At 73.2% G+C, this 22,072-nt stretch carries 21 protein-coding genes and 1 riboswitch; of the genes, 12 read left to right on the top strand and 9 right to left on the bottom strand.

The genetic code is table 11. The annotated features are described in order from the left end of the window. The first annotated feature begins 218 nt into the window (after positions 1-218). The 4 genes from ACFZAX_RS18865 to ACFZAX_RS18850 all read left to right on the top strand — a co-directional run bounded on the left by ACFZAX_RS18865 (position 219) and on the right by ACFZAX_RS18850 (position 4,322). Positions 219-1,022 carry a 1-acyl-sn-glycerol-3-phosphate acyltransferase gene (locus ACFZAX_RS18865; RefSeq protein WP_390963020.1) on the top strand — a complete coding sequence of 268 codons (804 nt, stop codon included), beginning with the start codon at positions 219-221 and terminating at the stop codon, positions 1,020-1,022. A 174-nt stretch (positions 1,023-1,196) separates the two neighbouring features. After that, complete coding sequence (gene macS / locus ACFZAX_RS18860) at positions 1,197-2,420, top strand: MacS family sensor histidine kinase (RefSeq protein ID WP_390962773.1); 1,224 nt, start codon at positions 1,197-1,199, stop codon at positions 2,418-2,420. Between the two features lie 125 nt (positions 2,421-2,545). Beyond that, positions 2,546-3,190, top strand: a complete 645-nt coding sequence (locus tag ACFZAX_RS18855) for a response regulator (protein ID WP_390963018.1) — start codon at positions 2,546-2,548, stop codon at positions 3,188-3,190. Positions 3,191-3,320: 130 nt separating this feature from the next. After that, a complete protein-coding gene (locus ACFZAX_RS18850) occupies positions 3,321-4,322 on the top strand; it encodes an NAD(P)-dependent oxidoreductase (RefSeq protein WP_390962772.1) in 1,002 nt (333 codons plus the stop codon). Between the two features lie 86 nt (positions 4,323-4,408). Here the strand turns inward: ACFZAX_RS18850 and ACFZAX_RS18845 are convergent, their stop codons facing one another. Beyond that, positions 4,409-6,304, bottom strand: coding sequence for a chorismate-binding protein (locus ACFZAX_RS18845; protein ID WP_390962771.1), 1,896 nt, complete (start codon positions 6,302-6,304; stop codon positions 4,409-4,411). Positions 6,305-6,577: 273 nt separating this feature from the next. Here ACFZAX_RS18845 and ACFZAX_RS18840 point away from each other — a divergent pair, with 273 nt between their 5' ends. Together ACFZAX_RS18840 and ACFZAX_RS18835 are read left to right on the top strand one after the other, a co-directional pair. Then, positions 6,578-7,924 carry a class II 3-deoxy-7-phosphoheptulonate synthase gene (locus tag ACFZAX_RS18840; protein WP_390963016.1) on the top strand — a complete coding sequence of 449 codons (1,347 nt, stop codon included), beginning with the start codon at positions 6,578-6,580 and terminating at the stop codon, positions 7,922-7,924. Positions 7,925-8,094: 170 nt separating this feature from the next. Then, positions 8,095-8,343 (top strand): (2Fe-2S)-binding protein, encoded by a 249-nt coding sequence (locus tag ACFZAX_RS18835; RefSeq protein ID WP_390963014.1) that lies wholly within the window; start codon positions 8,095-8,097, stop codon positions 8,341-8,343. A gap of 37 nt (positions 8,344-8,380) precedes the next feature. Here ACFZAX_RS18835 and bfr read toward each other — a convergent pair whose 3' ends face one another. Continuing rightward, the gene (bfr, locus tag ACFZAX_RS18830; protein WP_390962770.1) at positions 8,381-8,860 is read right to left on the bottom strand and encodes a bacterioferritin; all 480 of its coding nucleotides are present in this window, start codon (positions 8,858-8,860) and stop codon (positions 8,381-8,383) included. Between the two features lie 152 nt (positions 8,861-9,012). Between bfr and ACFZAX_RS18825 the strand changes: the two genes are divergently transcribed. Continuing rightward, the gene (locus ACFZAX_RS18825; protein ID WP_390962768.1) at positions 9,013-9,645 is read left to right on the top strand and encodes a molybdopterin-dependent oxidoreductase; all 633 of its coding nucleotides are present in this window, start codon (positions 9,013-9,015) and stop codon (positions 9,643-9,645) included. A 28-nt stretch (positions 9,646-9,673) separates the two neighbouring features. Here ACFZAX_RS18825 and ACFZAX_RS18820 read toward each other — a convergent pair whose 3' ends face one another. From ACFZAX_RS18820 to thiO, 5 genes are all read right to left on the bottom strand, one after another. Beyond that, positions 9,674-10,537, bottom strand: a complete 864-nt coding sequence (locus tag ACFZAX_RS18820; protein WP_390962767.1) for a deoxyribonuclease IV — start codon at positions 10,535-10,537, stop codon at positions 9,674-9,676. Positions 10,538-10,539: 2 nt separating this feature from the next. Further along, a complete protein-coding gene (pknB, locus tag ACFZAX_RS18815) occupies positions 10,540-12,486 on the bottom strand; it encodes a Stk1 family PASTA domain-containing Ser/Thr kinase (RefSeq protein ID WP_390962766.1) in 1,947 nt (648 codons plus the stop codon). A gap of 133 nt (positions 12,487-12,619) precedes the next feature. Further along, positions 12,620-13,414 carry a thiazole synthase gene (locus ACFZAX_RS18810; protein WP_390962764.1) on the bottom strand — a complete coding sequence of 265 codons (795 nt, stop codon included), beginning with the start codon at positions 13,412-13,414 and terminating at the stop codon, positions 12,620-12,622. 2 nt (positions 13,415-13,416) lie between these two features. Then, a complete protein-coding gene (gene thiS / locus ACFZAX_RS18805; RefSeq protein ID WP_390962763.1) occupies positions 13,417-13,638 on the bottom strand; it encodes a sulfur carrier protein ThiS in 222 nt (73 codons plus the stop codon). Then, positions 13,635-14,879, bottom strand: coding sequence for a glycine oxidase ThiO (gene thiO, locus ACFZAX_RS18800; protein ID WP_390962762.1), 1,245 nt, complete (start codon positions 14,877-14,879; stop codon positions 13,635-13,637). Before thiO ends, thiS begins: the two co-directional genes overlap by 4 nt. Continuing rightward, a riboswitch (TPP riboswitch) is annotated at positions 14,877-14,988 on the bottom strand. (Overlaps the previous gene by 3 nt.) 164 nt (positions 14,989-15,152) lie before the next feature. On the opposite strand from thiO, the gene ACFZAX_RS18795 reads away from it, so the two are divergent. The 5 genes from ACFZAX_RS18795 to ACFZAX_RS18775 all read left to right on the top strand — a co-directional run bounded on the left by ACFZAX_RS18795 (position 15,153) and on the right by ACFZAX_RS18775 (position 19,606). Continuing rightward, positions 15,153-16,328 (top strand): FAD-dependent oxidoreductase, encoded by a 1,176-nt coding sequence (locus tag ACFZAX_RS18795; RefSeq protein WP_390963012.1) that lies wholly within the window; start codon positions 15,153-15,155, stop codon positions 16,326-16,328. 135 nt (positions 16,329-16,463) lie between these two features. After that, positions 16,464-16,829, top strand: a complete 366-nt coding sequence (locus ACFZAX_RS18790; protein WP_327175273.1) for an Rv2175c family DNA-binding protein — start codon at positions 16,464-16,466, stop codon at positions 16,827-16,829. A 78-nt stretch (positions 16,830-16,907) separates the two neighbouring features. Next, positions 16,908-17,552 (top strand): thiamine phosphate synthase, encoded by a 645-nt coding sequence (thiE, locus tag ACFZAX_RS18785; RefSeq protein ID WP_390962761.1) that lies wholly within the window; start codon positions 16,908-16,910, stop codon positions 17,550-17,552. Positions 17,553-17,707: 155 nt separating this feature from the next. Then, positions 17,708-18,625 carry a methylenetetrahydrofolate reductase [NAD(P)H] gene (gene metF, locus ACFZAX_RS18780; RefSeq protein ID WP_390962760.1) on the top strand — a complete coding sequence of 306 codons (918 nt, stop codon included), beginning with the start codon at positions 17,708-17,710 and terminating at the stop codon, positions 18,623-18,625. 51 nt (positions 18,626-18,676) lie between these two features. Continuing rightward, positions 18,677-19,606 carry a hypothetical protein gene (locus tag ACFZAX_RS18775; protein ID WP_390962759.1) on the top strand — a complete coding sequence of 310 codons (930 nt, stop codon included), beginning with the start codon at positions 18,677-18,679 and terminating at the stop codon, positions 19,604-19,606. A gap of 73 nt (positions 19,607-19,679) precedes the next feature. On the opposite strand, the gene ACFZAX_RS18770 is transcribed toward ACFZAX_RS18775, so the two are convergent. After that, positions 19,680-21,191 (bottom strand): FAD-dependent oxidoreductase, encoded by a 1,512-nt coding sequence (locus ACFZAX_RS18770; RefSeq protein WP_390962758.1) that lies wholly within the window; start codon positions 21,189-21,191, stop codon positions 19,680-19,682. A 100-nt stretch (positions 21,192-21,291) separates the two neighbouring features. Beyond that, on the bottom strand, positions 21,292-21,909 hold the full coding sequence (locus ACFZAX_RS18765; RefSeq protein ID WP_390962756.1) for a DUF4126 family protein: 618 nt from the start codon (positions 21,907-21,909) through the stop codon (positions 21,292-21,294). Positions 21,910-22,072 lie beyond the last annotated feature (163 nt).

The following is a 22,072-nucleotide window of genomic DNA, read 5'->3' as shown; positions in this document are numbered from 1 at the left end:
GACTCCTGTTCGTGAGGCTGGGCTCGGGCGGGGAAGTGCGTGGGGGCTTGCGAGGGGGCGTACGGGGCACCCGCGAGAAGAATGACTTCACCGTACGCGACCGGGCCGACACCGACCAGGGCCGTCGCGCCACCGGCGCGGGGCAGCCCGCGCACCGTGCGGCAACGGCGGCCCACGCGCGGGTAAAGTCGTGGCACAGGACACAGGAGGCACCCGAGTTGATCTACGGCGCGATGCACTTCTCCCTCGGGGGGTCCCTGAAGCTCGTCTTCAGGCCGTGGGTCGAGGGCCTGGAGAACATCCCCCCCACCGGACCGGCGATCCTCGCGAGCAACCATCTGTCCTTCTCCGACTCCTTCTTCCTGCCGGCCGTCCTGGACCGCAAGGTCACCTTCATCGCCAAGGCCGAGTACTTCACCGCGCCCGGAGTGAAGGGCAAGCTCACCGCGGCCTTCTTCAAGGGCGTCGGCCAGCTGCCCGTCGACCGCTCCGGGGCCAGGGGCGCGGGCGAGGCCGCGATCCGCGCCGGCATCAAGGTCGTCGAGGACGGCGGGCTCTTCGGCATCTACCCCGAGGGCACCCGCTCGCCGGACGGCCGCCTCTACCGGGGCAAGCCCGGCGGCCTCGCCCGGGTGGCGCTGGCCACCGGCGCGCCCGTCATCCCGGTCGCGATGATCGACACGGAGAAGATCCAGCCGCCCGGCCAGGTGATCCCCAAACTCCTGCGGCCCGGGATCCGGATCGGCAAGCCACTGGACTTCTCCCGCTACCAGGGCATGCAGGGCGACCGGTTCATCCTCCGTTCACTGACGGACGAGGTCATGTACGAAATCATGAAGCTCTCCGGACAGGAGTACGTGGACGTTTACGCGACGGCCGCGAAGCGCCGGATCGCGGACGAGGCCAAGGCAGCCGCGCAGGAACAGAAACAGGCCGCACACGAACAGAAACAGGCGGCGCTGGAGCAGAAGCAGGCGGCGAAGGACGAGAAGCGCTCGACCCCGGAACCGCCCGCGCGGTAGCGGGCGTCGCCGGGACGACCGGCGAAGGCGGCGGGCGGCGGCGGGTGTTCGCGGCGGCGGGCCAGTGCCGGCGGCTGTTCGCGGCGGCGGGCGCCGCCGGGCAGCGGGTGTCCGCGGCAGCGGTGGAGAGAGAAGGTCCGGCCGACGGGGGCGCGGACCACGGGGGTGGGGGAGATGGCCGAGCGCGAGCAGGTCGTACGGATGTCGGTCGAGCAGCCGCTGTGGCGCGCGCTGACCGGATACCGGGTGCTGACGACGGTCTACGCCTTGGCGCTGGCCGTCCTGGGGCGTGCGGATTTCGAACGGCCCGCGGTGGCCTTCGGGTTCCTCGCCGTGATGGCGGTGTGGACGCTGCTCACCCTGCCCCGGGTCGCCAACGCGGCCAGTTGCACACGGTCGTTCCTCGGCGCGGACCTGGTGATGGCGCTCGTCGGCATCCTGCTCACCCCGGTCGCCGATCTCGACGCCCACCATGTCGACGGGTCGACCCTGCCGTCGATCTGGACCGCCGGGGCGGTGCTGGCCTTCGCGCTGAAGGGCGGCTGGCGGTGGGCCGCCTTCGCGTCCACGCTCGTGGCGGCCGCCAACCTCGTCGAGCGCGCCGAGCCCAGCCGGGACACCCTCCACAACGTCCTGCTGGTCTGGGTCGCGTCGATAGCGATCGGGTACGTCGTCGAGGTCGCCCGCGCCAGTGAACGCACCCTCGCCCGCGCCCTGGAGATCGAGGCCGCGACCCGCGAGCGGGAGCGGCTGGCCCGGGACATCCACGACAGCGTGCTCCAGGTGCTCGCCATGGTCCAGCGCCGGGGCACCGCCCTCGGCGGTGAGGCCGCCGAGCTGGGCCGGATGGCCGGGGAGCAGGAGATCGCCCTGCGCACCCTCGTCTCCAGCGGTCTGGTGCCCACCACCCGGGTCTCCGAGGACGCCGCGCTGGGCGCCGTCGTCGTCACGGTCACGGCGGAGGAGCCGCCCGCCGACGCCCCCGACATCGATCTGCGGACCCTGCTCGCCCCGCACGCGGGCTCCCGGGTCAGCTTCGCGGAGCCCGGCGCCCCCGTCCTGATGCCGGCCGCCTCGGCGCGGGAGCTCGCCGCCGCCACCGGAGCCGCCCTGGACAACGTGCGGGCCCACGCCGGGCAGGACGCCCAGACATGGATTCTGGTCGAGGACGAGCCCGGCGAGGTGGTCGTCACGGTCCGGGACGACGGACCGGGCATCCCGGAAGGGCGGTTGGCCGAGGCCGAGGGCGAGGGCCGGCTCGGCGTGGCCCTCTCCATCCGCGGACGGCTGCGCGACCTGGGCGGCACGGCCGAGGTGATCTCGGTGCCGGGCCAGGGCACCGAAGTCGAGTTGAAGGTTCCGAAGGTCCCACGGGGGAAGGCAGGATCGATCCGATGAGTACACCGACAGCACCGGGCACACCGGACAGAACGGGCGCACCGGCGGCGCCGGGCGCACCGAGCGGGGCGGGCGCCCCCGGGCCCCGGCCGCAGACCCGCGCCGACGGCACGGTCGTCAAGGTCATGGTGGTGGACGACCACCCGATGTGGCGCGACGCCGTCGCCCGCGACCTGGCCGAGTCCGGCTTCGACGTCGTCGCGACCGCCGGCGACGGCCCGGGGGCCGTCCGCCGCGCCCATGCGGTCCGGCCCGACGTCCTCGTACTCGACCTGAACCTGCCGGGCCTGCCCGGGGCCCAGGTCTGCAAGGAGCTCGTGGCGCACCACCCCGGCCTGCGGGTGCTGGTGCTCTCCGCCAGCGGGGAGCACGCCGACGTGCTGGAGGCGGTGAAGTCCGGGGCCACCGGCTATCTGCTGAAGTCCGCCAGCACCCGGGAGCTGATCGAGGCGGTCCGCTCGACCGCGGTCGGCGACCCGGTCTTCACCCCGGGGCTGGCCGGACTCGTGCTCGGCGAGTACCGCAGGCTCGCCTCCGACCCGGCCCCGGCGGCCCCCCACGATCCGAAGGCGCCGCGCCTGACCGACCGCGAGACCGAGGTGCTCCGGCTGGTAGCCAAGGGACTGTCGTACAAACAGATCGCCGAGCGTCTGGTGATCTCCCACCGCACGGTCCAGAACCACGTCCAGAACACCCTCGGCAAGCTCCAGCTGCACAACCGGGTCGAGCTGGTCCGGTACGCCATCGAGCGCGGCCTCGACGACGTGTGAGCGGAGTCCGGCGGACCGGCCGGGGCGGGCCGCTCCCCGACCGGTCCGCCGGGCGGCGCACCCGGTCACCCGGCCGTATATTCGCGGTGACCGGGTCATGTGCCGTACCGCAGCACCAACGGGAGACGTCGTGGAAATCCTGGCCTTCGGTGTGCAGGCCGACGAGAAGCCCCTGATCGAGAAGGCGTTCGCCGGGAAGCACGAGGTCCGGTGCCTGGAGGTGTTCCTCACCCCGGACACGGCGGCCCTCGCCGCGGGGTACGAGGTGATCTCCACCAGCGTCAACGCTGACCTCGGCGCCCCGGTGCTCCGGACCCTGGCGGCCGGCGGCACCCGGATGATCGCCCAGCGGTCCACCGGCTTCAACAACATCGACCTGGAGGTCGCCGCGTCGCTCGGCCTGCGTGTCGCCCGGGTCTCGTACTACTCGCCCCACTCCGTCGCCGAGTTCGCGTGGACCCTGGCGATGGCCGTGAACCGCAAGGTCATCCGCGCCGCGACCCGGACCCGCGACTTCGACTTCCGTCTCGCCGGCCTCCTCGGCCGCGACATGCACGGCCGGACGGCCGGGGTGATCGGCACCGGCAAGATCGGTGAGGCGTTCACCCGGATCGCCCACGGTTTCGGCATGAACCTGCTCGGCTGGGACGTCGCCGAGAACCCCGCCTGCGTGGAGCTGGGCATGCGGTACGTCGAGAAGGACCAGCTCTTCGCCGAGGCCGACCTCATCAGCCTGCACGTCCCCCTGCTGCCCGCCACCCACCACCTCGTCGACCAGCGGGCCATGGCGCTGATGAAGCGCGACGCGATCCTCGTCAACTCCAGCCGGGGCGGACTGGTCGACACCCGGGCCCTGGTCACCGAACTCCGCTCGGGCCACTTCCTCGGCGTCGGCCTCGACGTGTACGAGGAGGAGGCCGGGCTCTTCTTCCTGGACAAGTCGCTGGAAGGCATCGACGACGACACCCTTGCCCGCCTGCTGACCTTCCCGAACGTCCTGGTCACCTCCCACCAGGCGTACTACACCGAGGACGCGGTCGGCCAGATCATCGACGCCACCGCCGCCAACGTCGACGACTACCTCTCCGGACGCCGCAGCGACAACGTCCTGGTGCCGGCCCCGGAGAAGTGAGCGGGCGCGGAAGCCGGTGCCTCGGGCGAGGCACCGGCTCCCGTGCGTTCGGCCGCGAGCCGTGCGTTCGGCCGTGGACCGCGCGTTCAGCCGCGAACCGGCAGCCCCGCCAGCAGTTCGGTGACGATCGCCGAACCCCGCAGGGTCAGCACCGACTCCGGGTGGAACTGCACCGAGGCGAACCCGTCGCCGCGCAGTGCGTACAGCTCACCGGTGGCCGCGTCCCGGCTCACCTCGATGCCGTGCGCGCCCAGCTCGGCGGTGGCGGCGTCGTCGCACCGCGCCGCGAAGCTGTTGTAGAACCCCACCGTCTCCGGCCGGCCGAACAGCTCGATCCGCGTCTGCGCCCCCTGATGGGGCACCGCCTTGCGCACCACCTCCAGGCCCAGCTCCGCCGCGATCAGCTCATGGCCCAGGCACACCCCCAGCAGCCCGTCCCGGTGGTCGCGCACCAGCTCCGCGGCGACCGAGCGGAGCAGCACCATCCTGGCGTCGGCGGGATCGCCCGGGTTGCCCGGCCCGGGGCCCAGCACCACCGGCCCCCGGTGCGCCCGGACGGTCTCCCGCAACTGCGGGGCGTCGAACCGGACGACCGACACGTCGAGGCCCGAGGCGCGCAGCAGATGCGCCAGCATCGAGGTGAAGGTGTCCTCGCCGTCCACCACCAGCGCGTGGCCCGACATCGCCCGGGCCGGCTCCTGCATCCGCAGCCAGAACGGCGCCAGCCCGCCCCGCCGGTCGTCCAGCGCCGACTGCACCCGGGGATCGGTGGCCAGCTGCGGCCCGGTCCGCTCCTGCGGACGTCGCGCCGGCCGCACCCCGAGAGCGGCCAGCACGCCGGCCGCCTTGGCGTGGGTCTCGGCGACCTCGCCGGCCGGGTCCGAGTGGCGTACGAGGGTGGCGCCCACCGCCACCGCGAGCCCGCCGTCGGCCGCGATGTCGGCCGTACGGATCAGGATCGGCGAGTCGAGGGTCTGGGCACCGTTCGCGTCCTGGCGCAGCAGCGCCAGCGCGCCGCTGTAGTAGCCGCGCCCGGCGGGCTCGTACCGCCGGATCACGCGGCACGCGTTCTGCACCGGCGAGCCGGTGACGGTCGCCGCGAACATGGTCTCCCTCAGCACCTCCCGCACGTCCAGCGTCGACTTCCCGCGCAGCTCGTACTCGGTGTGCGCGAGATGGGCCATCTCCTTCAGCCGGGGCCCGATCACCACCCCGCCCATGTCGCCCACCGTGCACATCATCTTCAGTTCCTCGTCGACCACCATGGAGAGCTCTTCGGTCTCCTTGCGGTCGGCGAGGAAGTCCAGCAGGCTCTCGACGGTCGGGCCCTGTTCCGGGTAGCGGTAGGTCCCGCTGATCGGGTTCATCACCACCGTGCCGCCGGACATCCGGACGTGGACCTCCGGGCTGGCGCCGACCAGGGTGCGCCCCCGGGGGCCGCCCGTGTGCACCACGAACGTCCAGTACGCGCCGCGCTCGCCCTCCAGCAGTCTGCGGAAGAGCGCCAGCGCGTCCGCCCGGCCGTAGCCGGGGATCTCGCCCCGGAACGTGCGCCGGATCACGAAGTTCGCGCCCTCGCCCTGCCCGATCTCGTCCTCGATCACCCGCCGGACGATTCCCGCGTACTCCTCGTCCGGCACGTCGAACGCGCCGCCCGTCACCCGTACCTCGTGCGGGGGCAGCGCCGCCAGCACGTCGGTGAGCGGCAGCTCGTACGACTCGTCGGCGACCAGCACCGCGAGCGGCGTCCCGTCGTCGGTCGCCTCGAAGCCCCGCTCGGCGATCTGCCGGTAGGGCACCAGGGCCAGCGAGGGCAGGTCACCCACCGGCAGGTCGGCGAGGCGCGCCACCTCCCGGACCTCGCCCGTCAGCACCTCGACGGTGTCGTGGTCGCGGCCGGGCGTGCGGCGGCGCAGCAGGGCGAAGGGCGGGGCGTCGTCCCGGAGGAGACGGTGGACGAGTGAGGCGGCGCGGTGCGGCATGAGCGTTCCTTCCAAGGGGTTTCCAAGGGATTTCCCAGGGGAGGAACCGCTCCGCGAAAGCAGAAAAGGCCGCCCCTCGGGGCGGCCTTCGCGAAATGTTCAGCGCGAACTGTCAGGGGGCCGCCGTCGAGCGGGCCACCACCAGTTCTGGTTCGTGTGCGTGAACATGCGGCGATAATAGCGTCACAGCGCACGATCATGCGAGCAATCGTCTCAACTGTCGAGCGACCGGATGGACGCAGCCCGTGACCCCGTACGCTGGTGCCCGTGACCGTGAACGCCAATACCTCCGTCGCCGGTGGCAACACCTGGCGAGACCTTCCCGCGGCGCAGCAGCCTGAGTACCCCGACTCCGAGGCGCTGCGCGATGTACTCGCGGACCTCGCGTCGTATCCGCCGCTCGTCTTCGCGGGCGAGTGCGACCAGCTGCGCGCCCGCTTGGGAGCCGTCGCCAAGGGCGAGGCGTTCCTGCTGCAGGGCGGTGACTGTGCCGAGGCCTTCGACGCCGTGTCCGCCGACCACATCCGTGCCAAGCTGAAGACGCTGCTCCAGATGAGCGCCGTCCTGACCTACGCGGCGGCCGTCCCGGTCGTCAAGGTGGGCCGGATCGCCGGGCAGTACTCCAAGCCGCGCTCCAAGCCGACCGAGACCCGCGACGGCGTGACCCTGCCGACGTACCGCGGCGACTCCGTCAACGGCTTCGCCTTCACCGAGGCCGCCCGCATCCCGGACCCCGAGCGCCTGAAGCGGATGTACCACGCGTCCGCTTCGACGCTGAACCTCGTCCGCGCCTTCACCACCGGCGGCTACGCCGACCTGCGCCAGGTGCACGCGTGGAACCAGGACTTCGTGCGTTCGTCCCCCTCGGGGCAGCGCTACGAGGCGCTGGCCCGCGAGATCGACAACGCCATGAACTTCATGAAGGCCTGCGGCACCGACCCGGCCGAGTTCAAGGCGGTCGAGTTCTACGCCTCGCACGAGGCGCTGCTGCTGGACTACGAGACGGCGCTGACCCGCACCGACTCGCGCACCGGCGAGCTGTACGACACTTCCGGGCACATGGTCTGGATCGGTGAGCGCACCCGCCAGATGGACGGCGCGCACATCGAGTTCGCGTCGAAGATCCGCAACCCGATCGGCATCAAGCTCGGTCCGACGACCACCGTCGACGAGGCGCTCAGCTACATCGACCGCCTGGACCCCGAGCGCGAGCCCGGCCGGCTGACGTTCGTCGTCCGCATGGGCGCCGGCAAGGTCCGCGACAAGCTCCCCGAGCTGGTCGAGAAGGTCACCGCCTCCGGCGCGGTCGTCGCCTGGGTCACCGACCCGATGCACGGCAACACCTTCGAGGCCGCCTCCGGCCACAAGACGCGCCGCTTCGACGACGTCCTGGACGAGGTCAAGGGCTTCTTCGAGGTGCACAAGGGCCTGGGCACCCACCCGGGCGGCATCCACGTCGAACTCACCGGCGAGGACGTCACCGAGTGCGTCGGCGGCGGCCACGAGATCCTCGTGGACGACCTGCACCAGCGCTACGAGACCGCCTGCGACCCGCGGCTCAACCGCAGCCAGTCCCTCGACCTCGCCTTCCTCGTGGCGGAGATGTACCGCGACCAGTAGGCCGTGAGGCCCGGGAGCGGGCCCGCGCCAACGCGCCCGTGGGGCACGGATCCATGTGATCCGTGCCCCACGGGCGTTCCGGGGCTTTTGCCCACCCGGTCCGATGGGTAAGGTTAGGTTTGCCTCACCGCGTCGGAGGGGTGCTCGCACACTCCCGGGAGGTGAACCGCATGTACGTCTGCTCCTGCTTCGGCGTCACCGAACAGCAGGTGAAGCAGCATGCGGAGGCCGGGGCCTGCACCCCCCGGCAGATCGCTTCCGCCTGCAAGGCCGGCACCGACTGCGGTGGCTGTGTCCGCCGCATCCAGGCGCTGCTGGGCCGGGGCGAGTGCCCGCGCCGCGAGCCGCTGGAGCGCCGCGCCGACCCGTCGGCCACGTCGGCGAGCCCGCCGGCCGACGCGTTCCCCGAAGCCGCCTGACCGGAGCCGTAGGCTCTCCGCCGTCGGCCGGTGTGTGTCAGCCCTCCGGCTGCTCGATCTGCTGGGCGATGTAGAGCGGCTCGCCCAGCTTCTCCACCAGCTCCAGCTGGGTGTCCAGGTAGTCGATGTGGTGTTCCTCGTCCTCCAGGATCGACTCGAAGATGTTGGCCGAGGTGATGTCACCCTTGGCCCGCATGATGTCGATCCCGCGCTTGAGGCGGTCGATCGCCTCCACCTCCACCTGACGGTCGGCCTGGAACATCTCCGTCACCGTCTGGCCGACACGCACGTGGAAAAGTCGCTGGTAGTTCGGGAGGCCGTCGAGGAAGAGGATCCGGTCGGTCAGGATCTCCGCGTGCTTCATCTCGTCGAACGACTCGGCGCGGGTGTACTTGGCGAGCTTCGTCCAGCCGAGGTGGTCCTGCATCTTCGCGTGCAGGAAGTACTGGTTGATGGCAGTCAGCTCGGCGGTCAGCTGTTCGTTCAAGAACTCGATGACCTCGGGGTCGCCCTGCATCGCAGAGGCTCCTTCCAACCGGTGTACCGGACAGTTGGGCGCATCCTCGCACCGCACCCGCCGACCGTCCAGTAAGTGCATACTTAGTAGGTATTGCCCGGTTGTTCCCTGCCTGGTCACCACCACCCTTGCCTGTCTGTCACCATGGAGGCATGGGTCAGCCGGAGAGCGAGGAACACCGCGTATCGGGACAGTCCGAGCTTCCGCCGGGCCAGCGTCTGCAACGCGGGTGGCCGGTGACCCACTACGGGCCGGTGCCCAAGTTCCGCCCCGAACGCTGGGAATTCCGGGTCTTCGGAGCGACCGCCGACGGCGAGAAGCACTGCTGGAACCACGAGGAGTTCTCGGAGCTCCCGTTCTCCTCGGTCGTCGCCGACCTCCACTGCGTGACCAAGTTCTCCATGCTGGGGTCCGAGTGGGGCGGAGTACCCGCCTCCGTCGTCCTCGGTCTCGCACCGCCCGCCGACGACGTCACCCATGTGATGGTGTGGGCCGAATACGGCTTCTCCTCGAACCTCCGGCTCGCCGACTTCGCGTCGGAGCGCACCCTCTTCGCCACCCACAAGGACGGCGACCTGCTCACCGCCGAGCACGGCTTCCCGCTGCGCCTGGTCGTCCCGCACCTGTACGCCTGGAAGGGCCCGAAGTGGGTCCGCGGCATCGAGTACATGACGGCCGACCGCCGCGGTTTCTGGGAGGAGCGCGGCTACCACAACATCGGCGACCCGTGGAGCGAGCAGCGCTACTCCTACCAGGAGAAGCCCGGGGACGGCCCGGAACTCTGAGCCCGCAGGAGCCCGCCCGCCCGGGACCTCAGGTACCCACCGAGTCCCGCAGCTCCTTCAGCCGCGCCACGTCCGCCGCATGCCCCTCTCTGCCGCCCGGCGTCTCGATGACCAGCGGCACCCCGGCCGTCGCCGGGTGCGCGAACAGCTCCCGGAACGGCTCCGCGCCGATGTGGCCCGAGCCGATGTTCTCGTGCCGGTCCTTGTGCGCGCCGACGATGTCCTTGGAGTCGTTGGCGTGGATCAGCTTCAACCGCCCCTCGCCGACCGTCTCCACCAGCAGGTCCAGGGTCTGCCGCATCCCGGACGGACCGGCCAGGTCGTGGCCAGCCGCGTAGATGTGGCAGGTGTCCAGGCAGACGCCCAGCTTGGGGTGGGAGTCCAGCGCCTCGAAGTACGGGCCGAAGTCCCAGGTCCGTGAACAGAGCGAGGACCCCTGGCCGGCGGTGGACTCCAGCAGGAGATCGGGATCGTCGTCGTGGGTCAGCTCGTCCAGCAGCGGGAGCATGTGGTCACGCACCTGCGCCAGCGCCTCCTCGCGGGGCCGCCCACCCGTCGCCGAACCGGTGTGGACGACGACGCCCAGTGCGCCGATCTCGCGCGCCCGGCGCAGCGAGTGCCGCAGGGACTCCACGGACTTCTCCACCGTCGCCTCGGTGTGCGAGCCGAAGTTGATCAGGTACGGGGCGTGCACGTACACCGGCATGTGCCGGGCCTCGCACTCCTTGCGGAAGAGCTCGTCCTGCTCGGGCCTGCCCGCCGGAGTGGCCCAGCCGCGCGGGTTCGCGACGAAGACCTGGACGGTCTCGGCCGCCAGTTCGTCGGCGTAGCCGAGGCCGGTCTTCACCAGCCCGCCGGCCACCGGGACATGTCCGCCCACTGGGTTGCGCATGTTCACAGTCCCTTGGTCCTGATGGTGATGGTCGATCCCTCGGCCGCCCGCCCGCCGCCGTCGACGGACTGGCTCCCGACCGTGTCGCTGAAGGAGAGGAACGGCCGGTCGACCTTGACCTCGAACCCGGCGTCCTCCAGGAGGCCCCGCGCCTCGTCGACGTCCTTGCCGGTGACGTCCGGCACCTCGATCATGCGGGGACCCTTGGAGACGGTCAGCTGCACGGTGTCCCCCTCGGCCGCCTCGGCGCCGGGGGCCGGGGTCTGCTCGGCGACGTCGCCGGCCTCCTCGGGGGAGTCGACCCGGCCGGGCTTCGCCTCGGCCTTGAGCCCCTCCTCCTCCAGGGCGGCTGTGGCGTCCTCGACGGAGAGCCCGGAGACGTCGGGCACGTCGACCGGGGCGCCCTTGCTCACGACCAGTGCCACGGCGGAGTCGGGGTGACGCCCGGTGCCCGCCCCGGGGTCCGTACGGACCACCTCGCCGCGCCCGACGTCCTCGCTGAACTCCCGGGTCACCATGCCCGGCGCCAGGCCGGCCTCCTTCAGGGTCCGGCGCGCGTCGGACAGGGGAGTCCCCGCCACGTCGGGGACCTCGACGATCTCCGGCCCGCGCGAGACGACCAGCTTCACCGACTCGTTGCCCCGGACCCGGTCGCCGGGGGCGGGGTCGCTGCTGATCACCGAGCCCCGGTCGACCGTGTCGCTGTACGCCTTGTCGACGGACTTCACGTCGAGCCCGGCGTCCGTGAGCCGCTTCTCCGCGGTCTCCTGGGTCTGGTTGAGGAGTGAGGGGACCTGGGTGAACTGGCCCGAGTTGATGTACCAGACGCCACCCCCGACCAGCAGCACCACCAGCAGCGCCGTGATCGCGGCGTAGACCCCGCGGCGGGGGTGGCCCCCGGCCCCGCCCGCCCGCGCGGACCGCCGGGGCCGGCCGGGCGCGACCGAGGCGGTGGCGGCGGGCATCTCCAGCCGGCTCGTCCGGTGCGTGGTCCCCCGGTCCTCGGCCACGGCGCGTGGCAGCACGCTCGTACGGTCCTCCGCGCCCGAGGCGCCGGAGCGGGCCGGGGCGAGCGCCTTCGGCGGTACGGCGTCCAGCTCCGCGTCGCTCAGCAGGGCGCGGGCCTCCAGGGTCTCGGAGAGCAGCACCACCGCGTCCTGCGCGCGGGCCCGGGCGTCACGCGCGGTGGCCCCCGCCACCAGCGCGTCCAGCGCCGGGGAGAGCCCGGGGACGGCGGCGGAGGGCGGCGGGACGTCCTGGTTGAGGTGCTGGTAGATGACCTGGGCGGCGTTCTCGCCGGTGTGCGGCTTGGTGCCGGTCAGCATCTCGTACAGCACGACACCGCAGGCGTACACGTCGGAGCGGGTGTCGGCGGTGCCGTGCTCGATCTGCTCCGGGGCGAGATAGGAGACCGTGCCCAGCAGGGAGCCGGTGGTGTCGGTGGCGGTGCCCACCGCGCGGACCAGCCCGAAGTCGGCGACCTTCACCCAGCCGTCGTCCCCTATCAGGACGTTCTCCGGCTTCATGTCGCGGTGCACGAACCCCGCCCGGTGCGCGGCGCCGAGCGCCGCCAGCACAGGTTCCAGGATGTCGAGCGCGGCGCGCGGCTGGAGCGCCCCCCGGTCCCGCAGCACCTCGCGGAGCGTGCACCCCGCGACGTACTCCATGGCGAGGTAGACGTACGCGCCCTCGGCGCCCTGGTCGAAGACGGACACCACGTTGGGGTGCGCGAGGCGCGCCACCGACTTCGCCTCGCGGATGAAGCGCTCGACGAACGAGGCGTCGGCCGCGAGCGCGGGGTGCATCACCTTGAGGGCGAGCACCCGGTCGAGCCGGATGTCCACGGCCCGGTAGACCGTGGCCATCCCGCCCACGGCGATGCGCGCGTCGACGCGGTAGCGGCCGTCGAGCAGCCGTCCGAGCAGCGGGTCCTGGAGGGTCGTGTCCACCCGACGAGTCTACGAGCCGCCGCGGACACCCCGGGCGCCCCGGAGCGGGCCCGGGGCCGTATCGCAGCGGAGCCGTGACAACACCGGCCCGCGCCCCTCGCCCGGAGGGCCGGGAGGGCCGGCAGGGCCGGGCTCAGAACGCCGGGCGCTCCGGGTCCAGCACCGCCCGGCCCTCCACCGGGGAGGACGCCTCGGCGAAGTGCCGGCGGGGGATGCGGCCCGCCCGGCGGGCGAGACGGCCGCCGTCCACCGCGTGCCGCATCGCCGACGCCATCAGCTCCGGCTCCTGCGCCCGGGTCACCGCCGAGGCGAGCATCACCGCCGCGCATCCCAGCTCCATCGCCAGCGCCGCGTCCGAGGCGGTGCCCGCACCTGCGTCCAGGATCACCGGGACCCCGGCCCGCTCCACGATCAGCTCGAAGTTGTGCGGGTTGCGGATGCCCAGGCCGGAGCCGATGGGGGAGCCGAGCGGCATGACCGCCGCGCAGCCCACGTCCTCCAGCTTCCGCGCGAGCACCGGGTCGTCGTTGGTGTAGGGCAGCACGGTGAACCCGTCGTCGACCAGGACCTCCGCCGCGTCCAGCAGCTCGACCGGGTCCGGCAGCAGGGTCCGCTCGTCGGCCACCACCTCCAGCTTCACCCAGTCGGTGCCGAGGGCCTCCCGGGCCAGCCGGGCGGTCAGCACCGCCTCGCCGGCGGTGAAGCAGCCCGCGGTGTTCGGCAGCACCTGGATGGAGAGGCGCTCCAGGACGGAGAGGACCGAACCCTGCACGGTCGGGTCGAGCCTGCGCATCGCGACGGTGGTCAGCCCGGTGCCGGAGGCGACGAGCGCCCGCTCCAGCACGTCCAGGCTGGGGGCGCCGCCGGTGCCCATGATCAGCCGGGACGAGAACGTGCGCCCGCCCAGCCGGAAGAGGTCGTCGGCCATGGTCAGCCTCCCTGCACCGCGGTGAGGACCTCGATCCGGTCGCCCCCGCCGAGGGCGGTGGAGTCCCAGGCCGAGCGCGGCACCACGCTCTCGTTGACGGCGGCGGCGACCCCGGAGGGCGCCCGGGTGAGGGTCGCCACCAGGGCGCCCAGGGTGGTGCCGGCGCGGACCTCGCGCGGGTCACCGTTGACGGAGACGCTCACGGTGGCGGTCGGGTCGGTCATGCGTACTGCTCCTCGCGCGCGGGGACGACAGGGGTGGCGAAGCGGCCCGGCGCGAACGGGCGGGCCACCTCCGGCAGCGTGCCGGTGGTCAGCGCGTGCGCCATGGCGTCGCCGGTGACGGGGGTGAGCAGCACCCCGTTGCGGCCGTGGCCGGTGGCGACGAGCAGCCCCGGCAGCGCGGTCGGGCCGAGCACCGGTGCGTTGTCCGGGGTGGCGGGGCGCAGCCCGGCCAGGGTCTCGGTGAGCGGCAGCTCGGTGATGCCCGGCACCAGCTCGTGGGCGTCGCGCAGCAGCTCGTACACCCCTCCCGCCGTCACGGTGGTGTCCCAGCCCATCTCCTCGCTCGTCGCGCCGACGACCAGCTCGCCGTTCTCGCGCGGTACGAGGTACAGGTCCTGGCCCCGCACCACCGCGCGCACGGTCCGGCTGAGGAAGGGGGCGTACGCGCGCGGCACGGTCAGCCGCAGCACCTGGCCCTTCACCGGGCGCACCGGCGGGGCGACGCCCTCCGGCAGGCCGGGGAGCCGGCCGCTGAGGCTTCCGGCGGCCAGCACCACCTGGCCGGCCGAGACCGCCGTGCCGTCCGCGAGCAGCGCCCCGGACGCCCGGCCGCGCGCGGTCTCCAGGCGCTCGCAGGGGCTGCGGTGGAAGACCACCCCGGCCCGCTCGCAGGCCGTCAGCAGTGCGGCCGCCAGCCGGCGCGGGTCGACCTGATGGTCGCCGTCCACCCGAAGCCCGCCCCGGACGCCCGGCGCCAGCATCGGCTCAAGACGCCGGCACTCGCGCCCCGACAGCCATTGCGCATCCAGGCCGGACCGCTCCTGGAGGGCGTGCAGTTCGCGCAGGTGCGCCCGGTCGTCCGAGTCCAGTGCCACCGCGAGGGTGCCGCAGGCGCGGAAGCCGGTCTCCCGGCCGCTCACCGCCTCCAGCTCCGCCACGAACTCCGGGTAGCGGGCGGCGGAGGCGAGGTTGAGCCCGAGCAGCAGCTGCTCGCCGTAGTGGAGTTCGGTGACGGCGGCCAGCATCCCGGCCGCCACCCGGGCGGCCCCGCCGCCCGGTTCCGGATCGGCGACGGCCGTCCGCAGCCCCGCCTGCGCCGCCCGCCAGGCGGTCACCAGGCCGATGATGCCGCCCCCGACGACGAGCACGTCGTACGAGGGGCCCCGGCGGTCCGCGCCGCTCGTGCCCCCGCCCGCCGTGCCCCCGCCCGCGGCGGAAGACGGTTCCTGTGAAGCATGCATGGGTGTCCAGCCCCTCCCTTCGCCGGCATGACCCGGATCAGGTTCCTACGGTCGGAGGCCGCCAGCCTCCCTCTCAGCCCGGTGCGTCCGGGCTCCCGCGAGTGTCTTTCCGCAGCCACCCTAAACCCCGCCGTCCGCGCGGTACGAAGGAGCCGTCGAGGCGGCCCGCGCACCCCGATCACTGACGGGGCGTCAGGTGCTTAGGGTGGGTGCGTGAGCGAACAGAGCGGGCAGCGGGCGCCGGAGCACGGCGTCGTCATCGTCGGAGCGGGCATGGCGGGGGTGCAGACCGCCGTCGCGCTGCGGGACGAGGGGTACACCGCGCCCGTCACCCTGATCGGCGCGGAGCCGCACCAGCCCTACGACCGGCCGCCGCTCTCCAAGGCCGTGCTCCTCGGTACCGCCGAGCACTCCGCCTTCGGCATCGACTTCGAGGCGCTCGACGTCCGTCTGCGCCTCGGGCTCTCCGTCACCGGCCTGCGCCCCGCCGACCGGGAGGTGGACACCCCGGACGGCCCGGTGCCCTACGACGTCCTGGTCGTCGCCACCGGCGCCGAACCCGTGACGCTGCCCGGCGCCGCCGGGGTCCCCGGCACCCACCTGCTGCGCACCCTGGACGACGCGGCCCGGCTGCGGCCCGTTCTCGCCCAGCGCCACGACGTGGTGGTGGTCGGCGCGGGCTGGATCGGCGCCGAGTTCGCCACCGCCGCCCGCGCCGCCGGCTGCACGGTCACCGTCGTGGAGGCCGCCGGCCGGCCGCTCGCCGGAGCGCTGCCCGCAGAGGTCACCGCCCCCATGGCCGACTGGTACGCGCGCGGCGGCGCCACACTCCTCACCGGCGCCCGGGTCGACCGCGTCGAACCCGGCGCCGTGGTCCTCGCCGACGGCCGCAGGCTCCCGGCCGGCGCGGTGGTCGTCGGCATCGGCGCCCGCCCCGCCACCGGCTGGCTCACCGGCTCCGGCATCGCGCTCGGCCCCGACGGATCGGTCACCGCCGACGCCCGCCTGCGCACCTCGGCGCCCGGGGTGTACGCCGTCGGGGACTGCGCCTCGTACCCCTCCGCGCGCTACGGCGCACGCCTCCTCGTCCACCACTGGGACAACGCGCTCCAGGGGCCGCGCACGGTCGCGGCGGGCATCACGGGGGCCGGCGGACCCGGCGCCCCGGAGCCGTACGACCCGGTGCCGTACTTCTGGTCCGAGCAGTTCGGCCGGTTCGTCCAGTACGCCGGGCACCACGCCGACGCCGACACCCTGCTGTGGCGCGGCGACCCCTCCGACGAGGAGTGGACCGTGCTCTGGCTGCGCGACGGCGCGCTGGTCGCCCTGCTGGCGGTCGGCCGTCCGCGCGATCTCACCCAGGGCCGCAAGCTCGTCGCCTCCGGCCGGGCCGTCGACCCCGAGCGGGCCGCCGACCCCGCCGTACCCCTGAAGTCCGCCGTCCGCTGAGCTCCGGGGCGTCGCTCGCGCGCTCCCTCACGACCCCGTCCGACCCCCGTGCGACCTGCGCGGACGCCGTCCTGACGTGGTCCGTACGGTCGGCCCGGCTTCCGGCTGTCGGTCCCAGATGGCACGCTTGTCCTCGTGACCGAGATTGACGCAAAGATCGATGCTCTCGTCCCTGCCTGGCTCCACCTCCCCGACATCGCGGAACTTCTCGATGTCCAGGTGACGCGCGTGCGGCAGCTGGTGAAGGAAGGCCAGCTGATCGCGGTGCGCCGCGGTGAGAACCGGACGCTCCAGGTGCCTGCCGCCTTCATCGACGGCGACAAGGTGGTCAAGGGCCTCGCGGGGACCCTGACGCTCCTGAGGGACGACGGCTATTCCGACGAAGAGATGCTGGACTGGCTCTTCACCCCCGACCCGACCCTGCCGGGAACCCCCGCGCAGGCGCTGAGCGAGAATCGCGGGACGGAGGTGAAGCGCCGCGCCCAGGCGCTCGCCGTCTGACCGAGACGACCGCACACGTGGTCGCGGGCCGTGCACTCCACGGCCCGCGCCCGCGGTGACCCACGGGGGAACTCCTTCATGTCCACGCCGCGCCACCTGCTCGCCGACGCCCGTCTCTACCTGTGCACGGACGCCCGCAGGCGGCAGGGCGACCTCCCCGCGTTCCTCGACGCCGTGCTCTCCTCCGGCGTGGACATCGTCCAGCTGCGGGACAAGGGCATGGAGGCCGCCGAGGAACTGGAACACCTGCAGGTGTTCTCGGAAGCGTGCGCACGTCACGGCAAGCTCCTCGCCGTCAACGACCGTGCGGACGTCGCCCACGCCATCGGCGCCGACGTCCTCCACCTCGGCCAGGGCGACCTGCCGGTCCCCGCCGCCCGCGCGATCATCGGCGGGACCCCGCTGATCGGCCGCTCCACGCACGCCGAGTCCGAGGTGGACGCGGCCGCCGCACAGCCCGGCGTCGACTACTTCTGCACCGGCCCCTGCTGGCCCACCCCGACCAAGCCCGGCCGCCACGCCCCCGGCCTCGGCCTCGTCCGGTACGCCGCCTCGCTGGCCACCCCCCGCCCGTGGTTCGCCATCGGCGGCATCGACGCGGGCAATCTCGACGAGGTGCTGGACGCCGGCGCCCGGCGCGTCGTGGTGGTCCGCGCGATCACCGAGGCCGACGACCCGGCCGCAGCCGCGGCCGGTCTGGCGAAGCGCGTCCGCGAGCGCTGACCGCCCGCGCGTCGTCACCCGTGCGGCGGACCCGCGCCGGGGGCCGGAGCGCCTGCCGGGAGCGCGCTGTCCGAGGCGTGGACAGTATTCACTGCAATACGGACATATGTCCCGCTCTGGTTGGGGGACGGCCGCGCCCTGGTTAACCTCGCGGTATGGCCCTTGGCACCTCCTCCACCCGGACGGACCGCGCACGCACCGTGCGTGAGCTGCTCGCGTCCGGCAAGACGTCGTACTCCTTCGAGTTCTGGGCACCCAAGACCGAGAAGGGCGAGCGGAACCTCTGGAACGCGTTGCGCCGGGTCGAGGCCGTGGGCCCCAGCTTCGTCTCCGTGACGTACGGAGCCGGAGGTTCCACCCGGGCGGGCACGGTCCGCGCGACGCAGCGGATCGCGGCCGACAGCACGCTCACCCCCGTCGCGCACCTCACCGCGGTCAACCACTCCGTCGCGGAGCTGCGCAACATGATCGGCCAGTACGCCGACGCCGGGATCAGGAACATCCTCGCCGTGCGCGGAGACCCGCCGGGCGACCCGATGGGCGAGTGGGTCGAACACCCGGAGGGCGTCACGTACGCCGCCGACCTGGTGCGGCTCATCAAGGAATCCGGCGATTTCTGCGTCGGCGTCGCCGCCTTCCCCGAAATGCACCCCAGGTCGACCGACTGGGAAACGGACACCCGCCACTTCGTGGACAAATGCCGGGCCGGTGCCGACTACGCCATCACGCAGATGTTCTTCGAACCCGGGGACTACCTCCGGATGCGTGACCGTGTGGTCGCCGCGGGTTGCGACACGCCCATCATTCCCGAGGTCATGCCGGTCACCAGCGTCAAACAGCTCGAACGGTTTCCCCAGCTGAGCAACGCGGCCGTGCCCCGGGTGCTCGAAGAACGCATCCACGCCGTCAGGGACGATCCGGCCGCTGTACGCTCCATTGGCATCGAGTTCGCAACGGAGTTCTGCGCGAAGCTGCTGTCCGAAGGTGTGCCCGGACTGCACTTCATCACGCTCAACAACTCGACGGCAACGCTCGAAATCTACGAGAATCTCGGACTGCACAAGCAGTCGTGACCGGCCGTACCCGCCCTCGATCCGGCGGCGGCCGTAGAAGGTGGGGCGGGCGTGGGCTGGACGGTCCTCTACATCGCTTTCGGCGTGGTGGCGTTGTGGCTGCTGGGCGAGGTGCTGCTGCAGTACAAGGCACGGCTGCGCTGGAGGCTCCTCGCCTTCTCCGGATTCCTCTGCGTGGTGCTCGGCGTCCTGATCCCGTCCGTGCTGGTCATCGTCGCGGGCGCGATCGCCTTCGCGGTGGGCCAGACCTACGTGACGCTCTCCTTCCGGCGGGGCTTCTCCACCGGGTGGGCCATAGGGGGCAGCCCCGGGGCCAGCCGCCGTCGCCGCGGCGAGCGGCGCCCCGCCGAGGAGGAGCCCGTACTCGAGGTCTCCGACCTGGAGTACGAGGAACCTGCCACGCCCGCGCAGGAGCAACAGGCCGCCGTGTACGAGCCGGAGCCCATGCCGGAGGAGACCGGCCAGTACGGCGTGTACAGCCCGAGCACGAGCGCGTACGCGCAACCGGGCGGCGATCAGGGGTACCAGGAGCAGTACCAGCAGGAGCCGCAACCGGCGGGCGCCCAGCCCCAGTTCGCCGCCCACGACCCGTACAGCGGCTACGGCGAGCCCGCACAGAACCCCTCGAACAACGGCGGGTACGCCTACGGCACCGACCAGCACGGCTATGCGGCGTACTCCGACCCGTACATCGGTACGGGCGGCACCGCCGCCCCGCCGTACGCGTCCTACGACGCCTACGGCAACGGCACCGGCTACGACCCCGGGCCGGGCGGATACGACGGCTATCCGAACCAGCAGCAGTACACCGAGCCGTACACCGCCGACACCCCGCCGGGGGGTGTCTGGGTGCCGCAGCAACGCGAGGGCGAGCAGTACCCGCAGGCCACGCCCGCCCCGTACGGCAGCGGCCACCCGGCCCGTGACGACGGATACGGCAACGGCTACGACCCCGGCCAGAACGAGCAGTACCGCTACTGACGACGACAGCGGCGCGCCCCCTCCCGCGAGGGGGCGCGCCGCTGTCCCCGTGTCGGCGCCTGCGTTCCACGGCTCACCGCGAGCCCTGGAAACCGTCGCCCTCCACGATCAGCCCGGCGACCAGGGCGCCCGACATCCCCGCGTGCGCCAGGCCGCCGCCCGGGTGCGACCAGCCGCCCGCCAGGTAGAGCCCCGGCAGCCGGGTGCGGTTGGCCGGGTGCAGCCGGGCCCCCGCCGCACCGGCCAGCGCGGGCGGCGGCACCGAACCGCCGGACGCGCCCGTCTGTGCCTCCGTCTCGGCGGGGGTGCGCACCTCGGTGTCGAGGATCCGCTCGCGCAGGCCCGGGACCGCCTTCCCGGCGGCGGCGACCACCGTCGCGGTGTACCGCTCGCGCAGCGCGGGGTCCGTCCAGTCCACCGGGCCGTGCGGGGCGACCGTGGCCACCAGCGTCACCGCCTCGTGGTCCTCGTCCGGCCGGGTCGCCGGGTCGTCAGGCCGCAGCACGGTGACCGTGGGCACCTCGGCGAGCCGCCCCGCGAAGAGCGCCGCCTGCTCCGCCGCACCGTCCGGGGCGTGCACCACCGTCCGGTGCGGGGTCCCGGCGTCCCGGCCGCCGCGCAGCGAGAGCATCACCACGAAACGGCCCGGCAGCGGACCCGTGCCGGGGTGCGGCTGCACGGGTACGTCCCCCTCGGCCGGCCCTCCCGGCACCAGGCCGGGCCTGGGCCGCACGCCCAGCACCACGTGGCCGGCCTCGGCCGGGGTGCCGTCCGCCAGCTCCACCCCGGCCGCCCGGCCGTCCTTCTCCACGACCCGGACCGCCTCCGCGCCGAACACGAACTCCACCCGACGCGCCAGGCACCGCTCGTACAGCGCGTCGGCCAGGGCCCGCATCCCGCCCGCCACGTACCAGGTGCCGAAGGTCTCCTCCATGTACGGCAGCAGGGCCGCGCCCGCCGGTGCCTCGCGCGGGTCGAGGCCGTAGGCCAGGGCGTATCCGTCCAGCAGGGCGGAGAGCCGGGGATCGGCCAGCTCCCACGCGCCGACCTCGGCCAGGGTGGACGCCTGCCGCGCGCCGCGCAGCAGCCGGCGGGTCCGCACGGCCGGGTAAGGGTCACGGCCGAGCACCTGCCGGTCGGACCGCAGCGGCTCCTCCAGCAGCGGCCGGCGCGAGCGGTCCCAGGCGTCCCGGGCCCGGTCGAGGAACGCTCCCCACCGGGCCCCGGCGCCCCCGCCGAGCGCCCCCTCCAGGGCGGCGACCACCCCGGCCCGGGACGCGTTGGGCAGCGAGACCCGGGTGCCGTCCGCGAAGACGTGATGGCTCGCCGGATCGACCTGGGTCAGCGTCACCCGCTGCTCCAGGGACTCCTTGCCGGTCTTGACGAAGAGGTCCCGCTGCACGGCCGGCAGATGCAGCAGCGCCGGACCGGTGTCGAAGACGAAGCCGTCCCGCTCGTGCCGCCCCAGGGAGCCGCCGTACGTCTCCGACCGCTCGTACACCGTCACCCGATGCCCCGCCACCGCGAGCCGGGCAGCCGCCGCCATGGCGCCCGTCCCGGCGCCGATCACCGCAATTCGTGCCATGACGGTGACCTTATCGACCCCTCCGAGAGGGGTCCCACCCCGTCCCGTCCCCTGCGGCCCGCAAGGCCCGTCGACCCCGGGCCGTCGGCCCCCGCCGGCCTCAGTCGTACGGCCAGTGCCGTCCGGCCCCGGCCACCGCCCGCTCCTGGCGCCGCTGCGCCCGGCGATGGCGGAAGCGGCGGATGCGGGAGGCGAGCAGGCAGAGCGCCAGCAGGCCGAGTACCAGCAGCACCGCCGCGACGGAGGCCGCCGCCACCGGATGGAATATCGCGAAGGTGATGATCCCGGCCACGCCCAGGTCCTCCGCCGTGCTGACCACGACGTTGGAGAACGGCTCGGGGGAGGAGTTGACCGCCATCCGCGTACCGGCCTTGACCAGGTGGCTCACCAGCGCCGTCGAACCGCCGAGCGCCGCCGCCGCCAGCTCGGGCAGCGAGCCCGAGTCGCCCGCGAGCAGCGCGGCGACGACCGCCCCGGAGACCGGCCTGACCACCGTGTGCACCGTGTCCCAGGCGGTGTCCAGGTACGGGACCTTGTCCGCCACCGCCTCCAGGAGGAAGAGCAACGCGGCCACCACGAGCACGTCGGTGCGCTGGAGGGGCGCGGGGACCTCGTCGGAGAGGCCGGTCGCGCCGAAGACGCCGAGGAGCAGGACCACCGCGTAGGCGTTGATCCCGCTCGCCCAGCCACTGGTGAAGACCAAGGGGAGTACGGACACGGAGGCGATCGTAGTCAGCCCGTGGCGGCGGCGGATGGGCTCTCGCACACAGACCTGAGTACGCGTACCCAGTGCCGGGGATGAGTAGGTGAGCGGATGGGCCGCCACCTGCCCGGACGGAAGAGTGGGGGCACGGAAGGGGCACGGTGCCCGGACCGCCGGC

Source organism: Streptomyces sp. NPDC008125 (assembly GCF_042957125.1).
In the GTDB taxonomy this organism is placed as follows: Bacteria; Actinomycetota; Actinomycetes; order Streptomycetales; family Streptomycetaceae; genus Streptomyces.
This window is presented reverse-complemented; position numbering and strand designations above follow the sequence as displayed.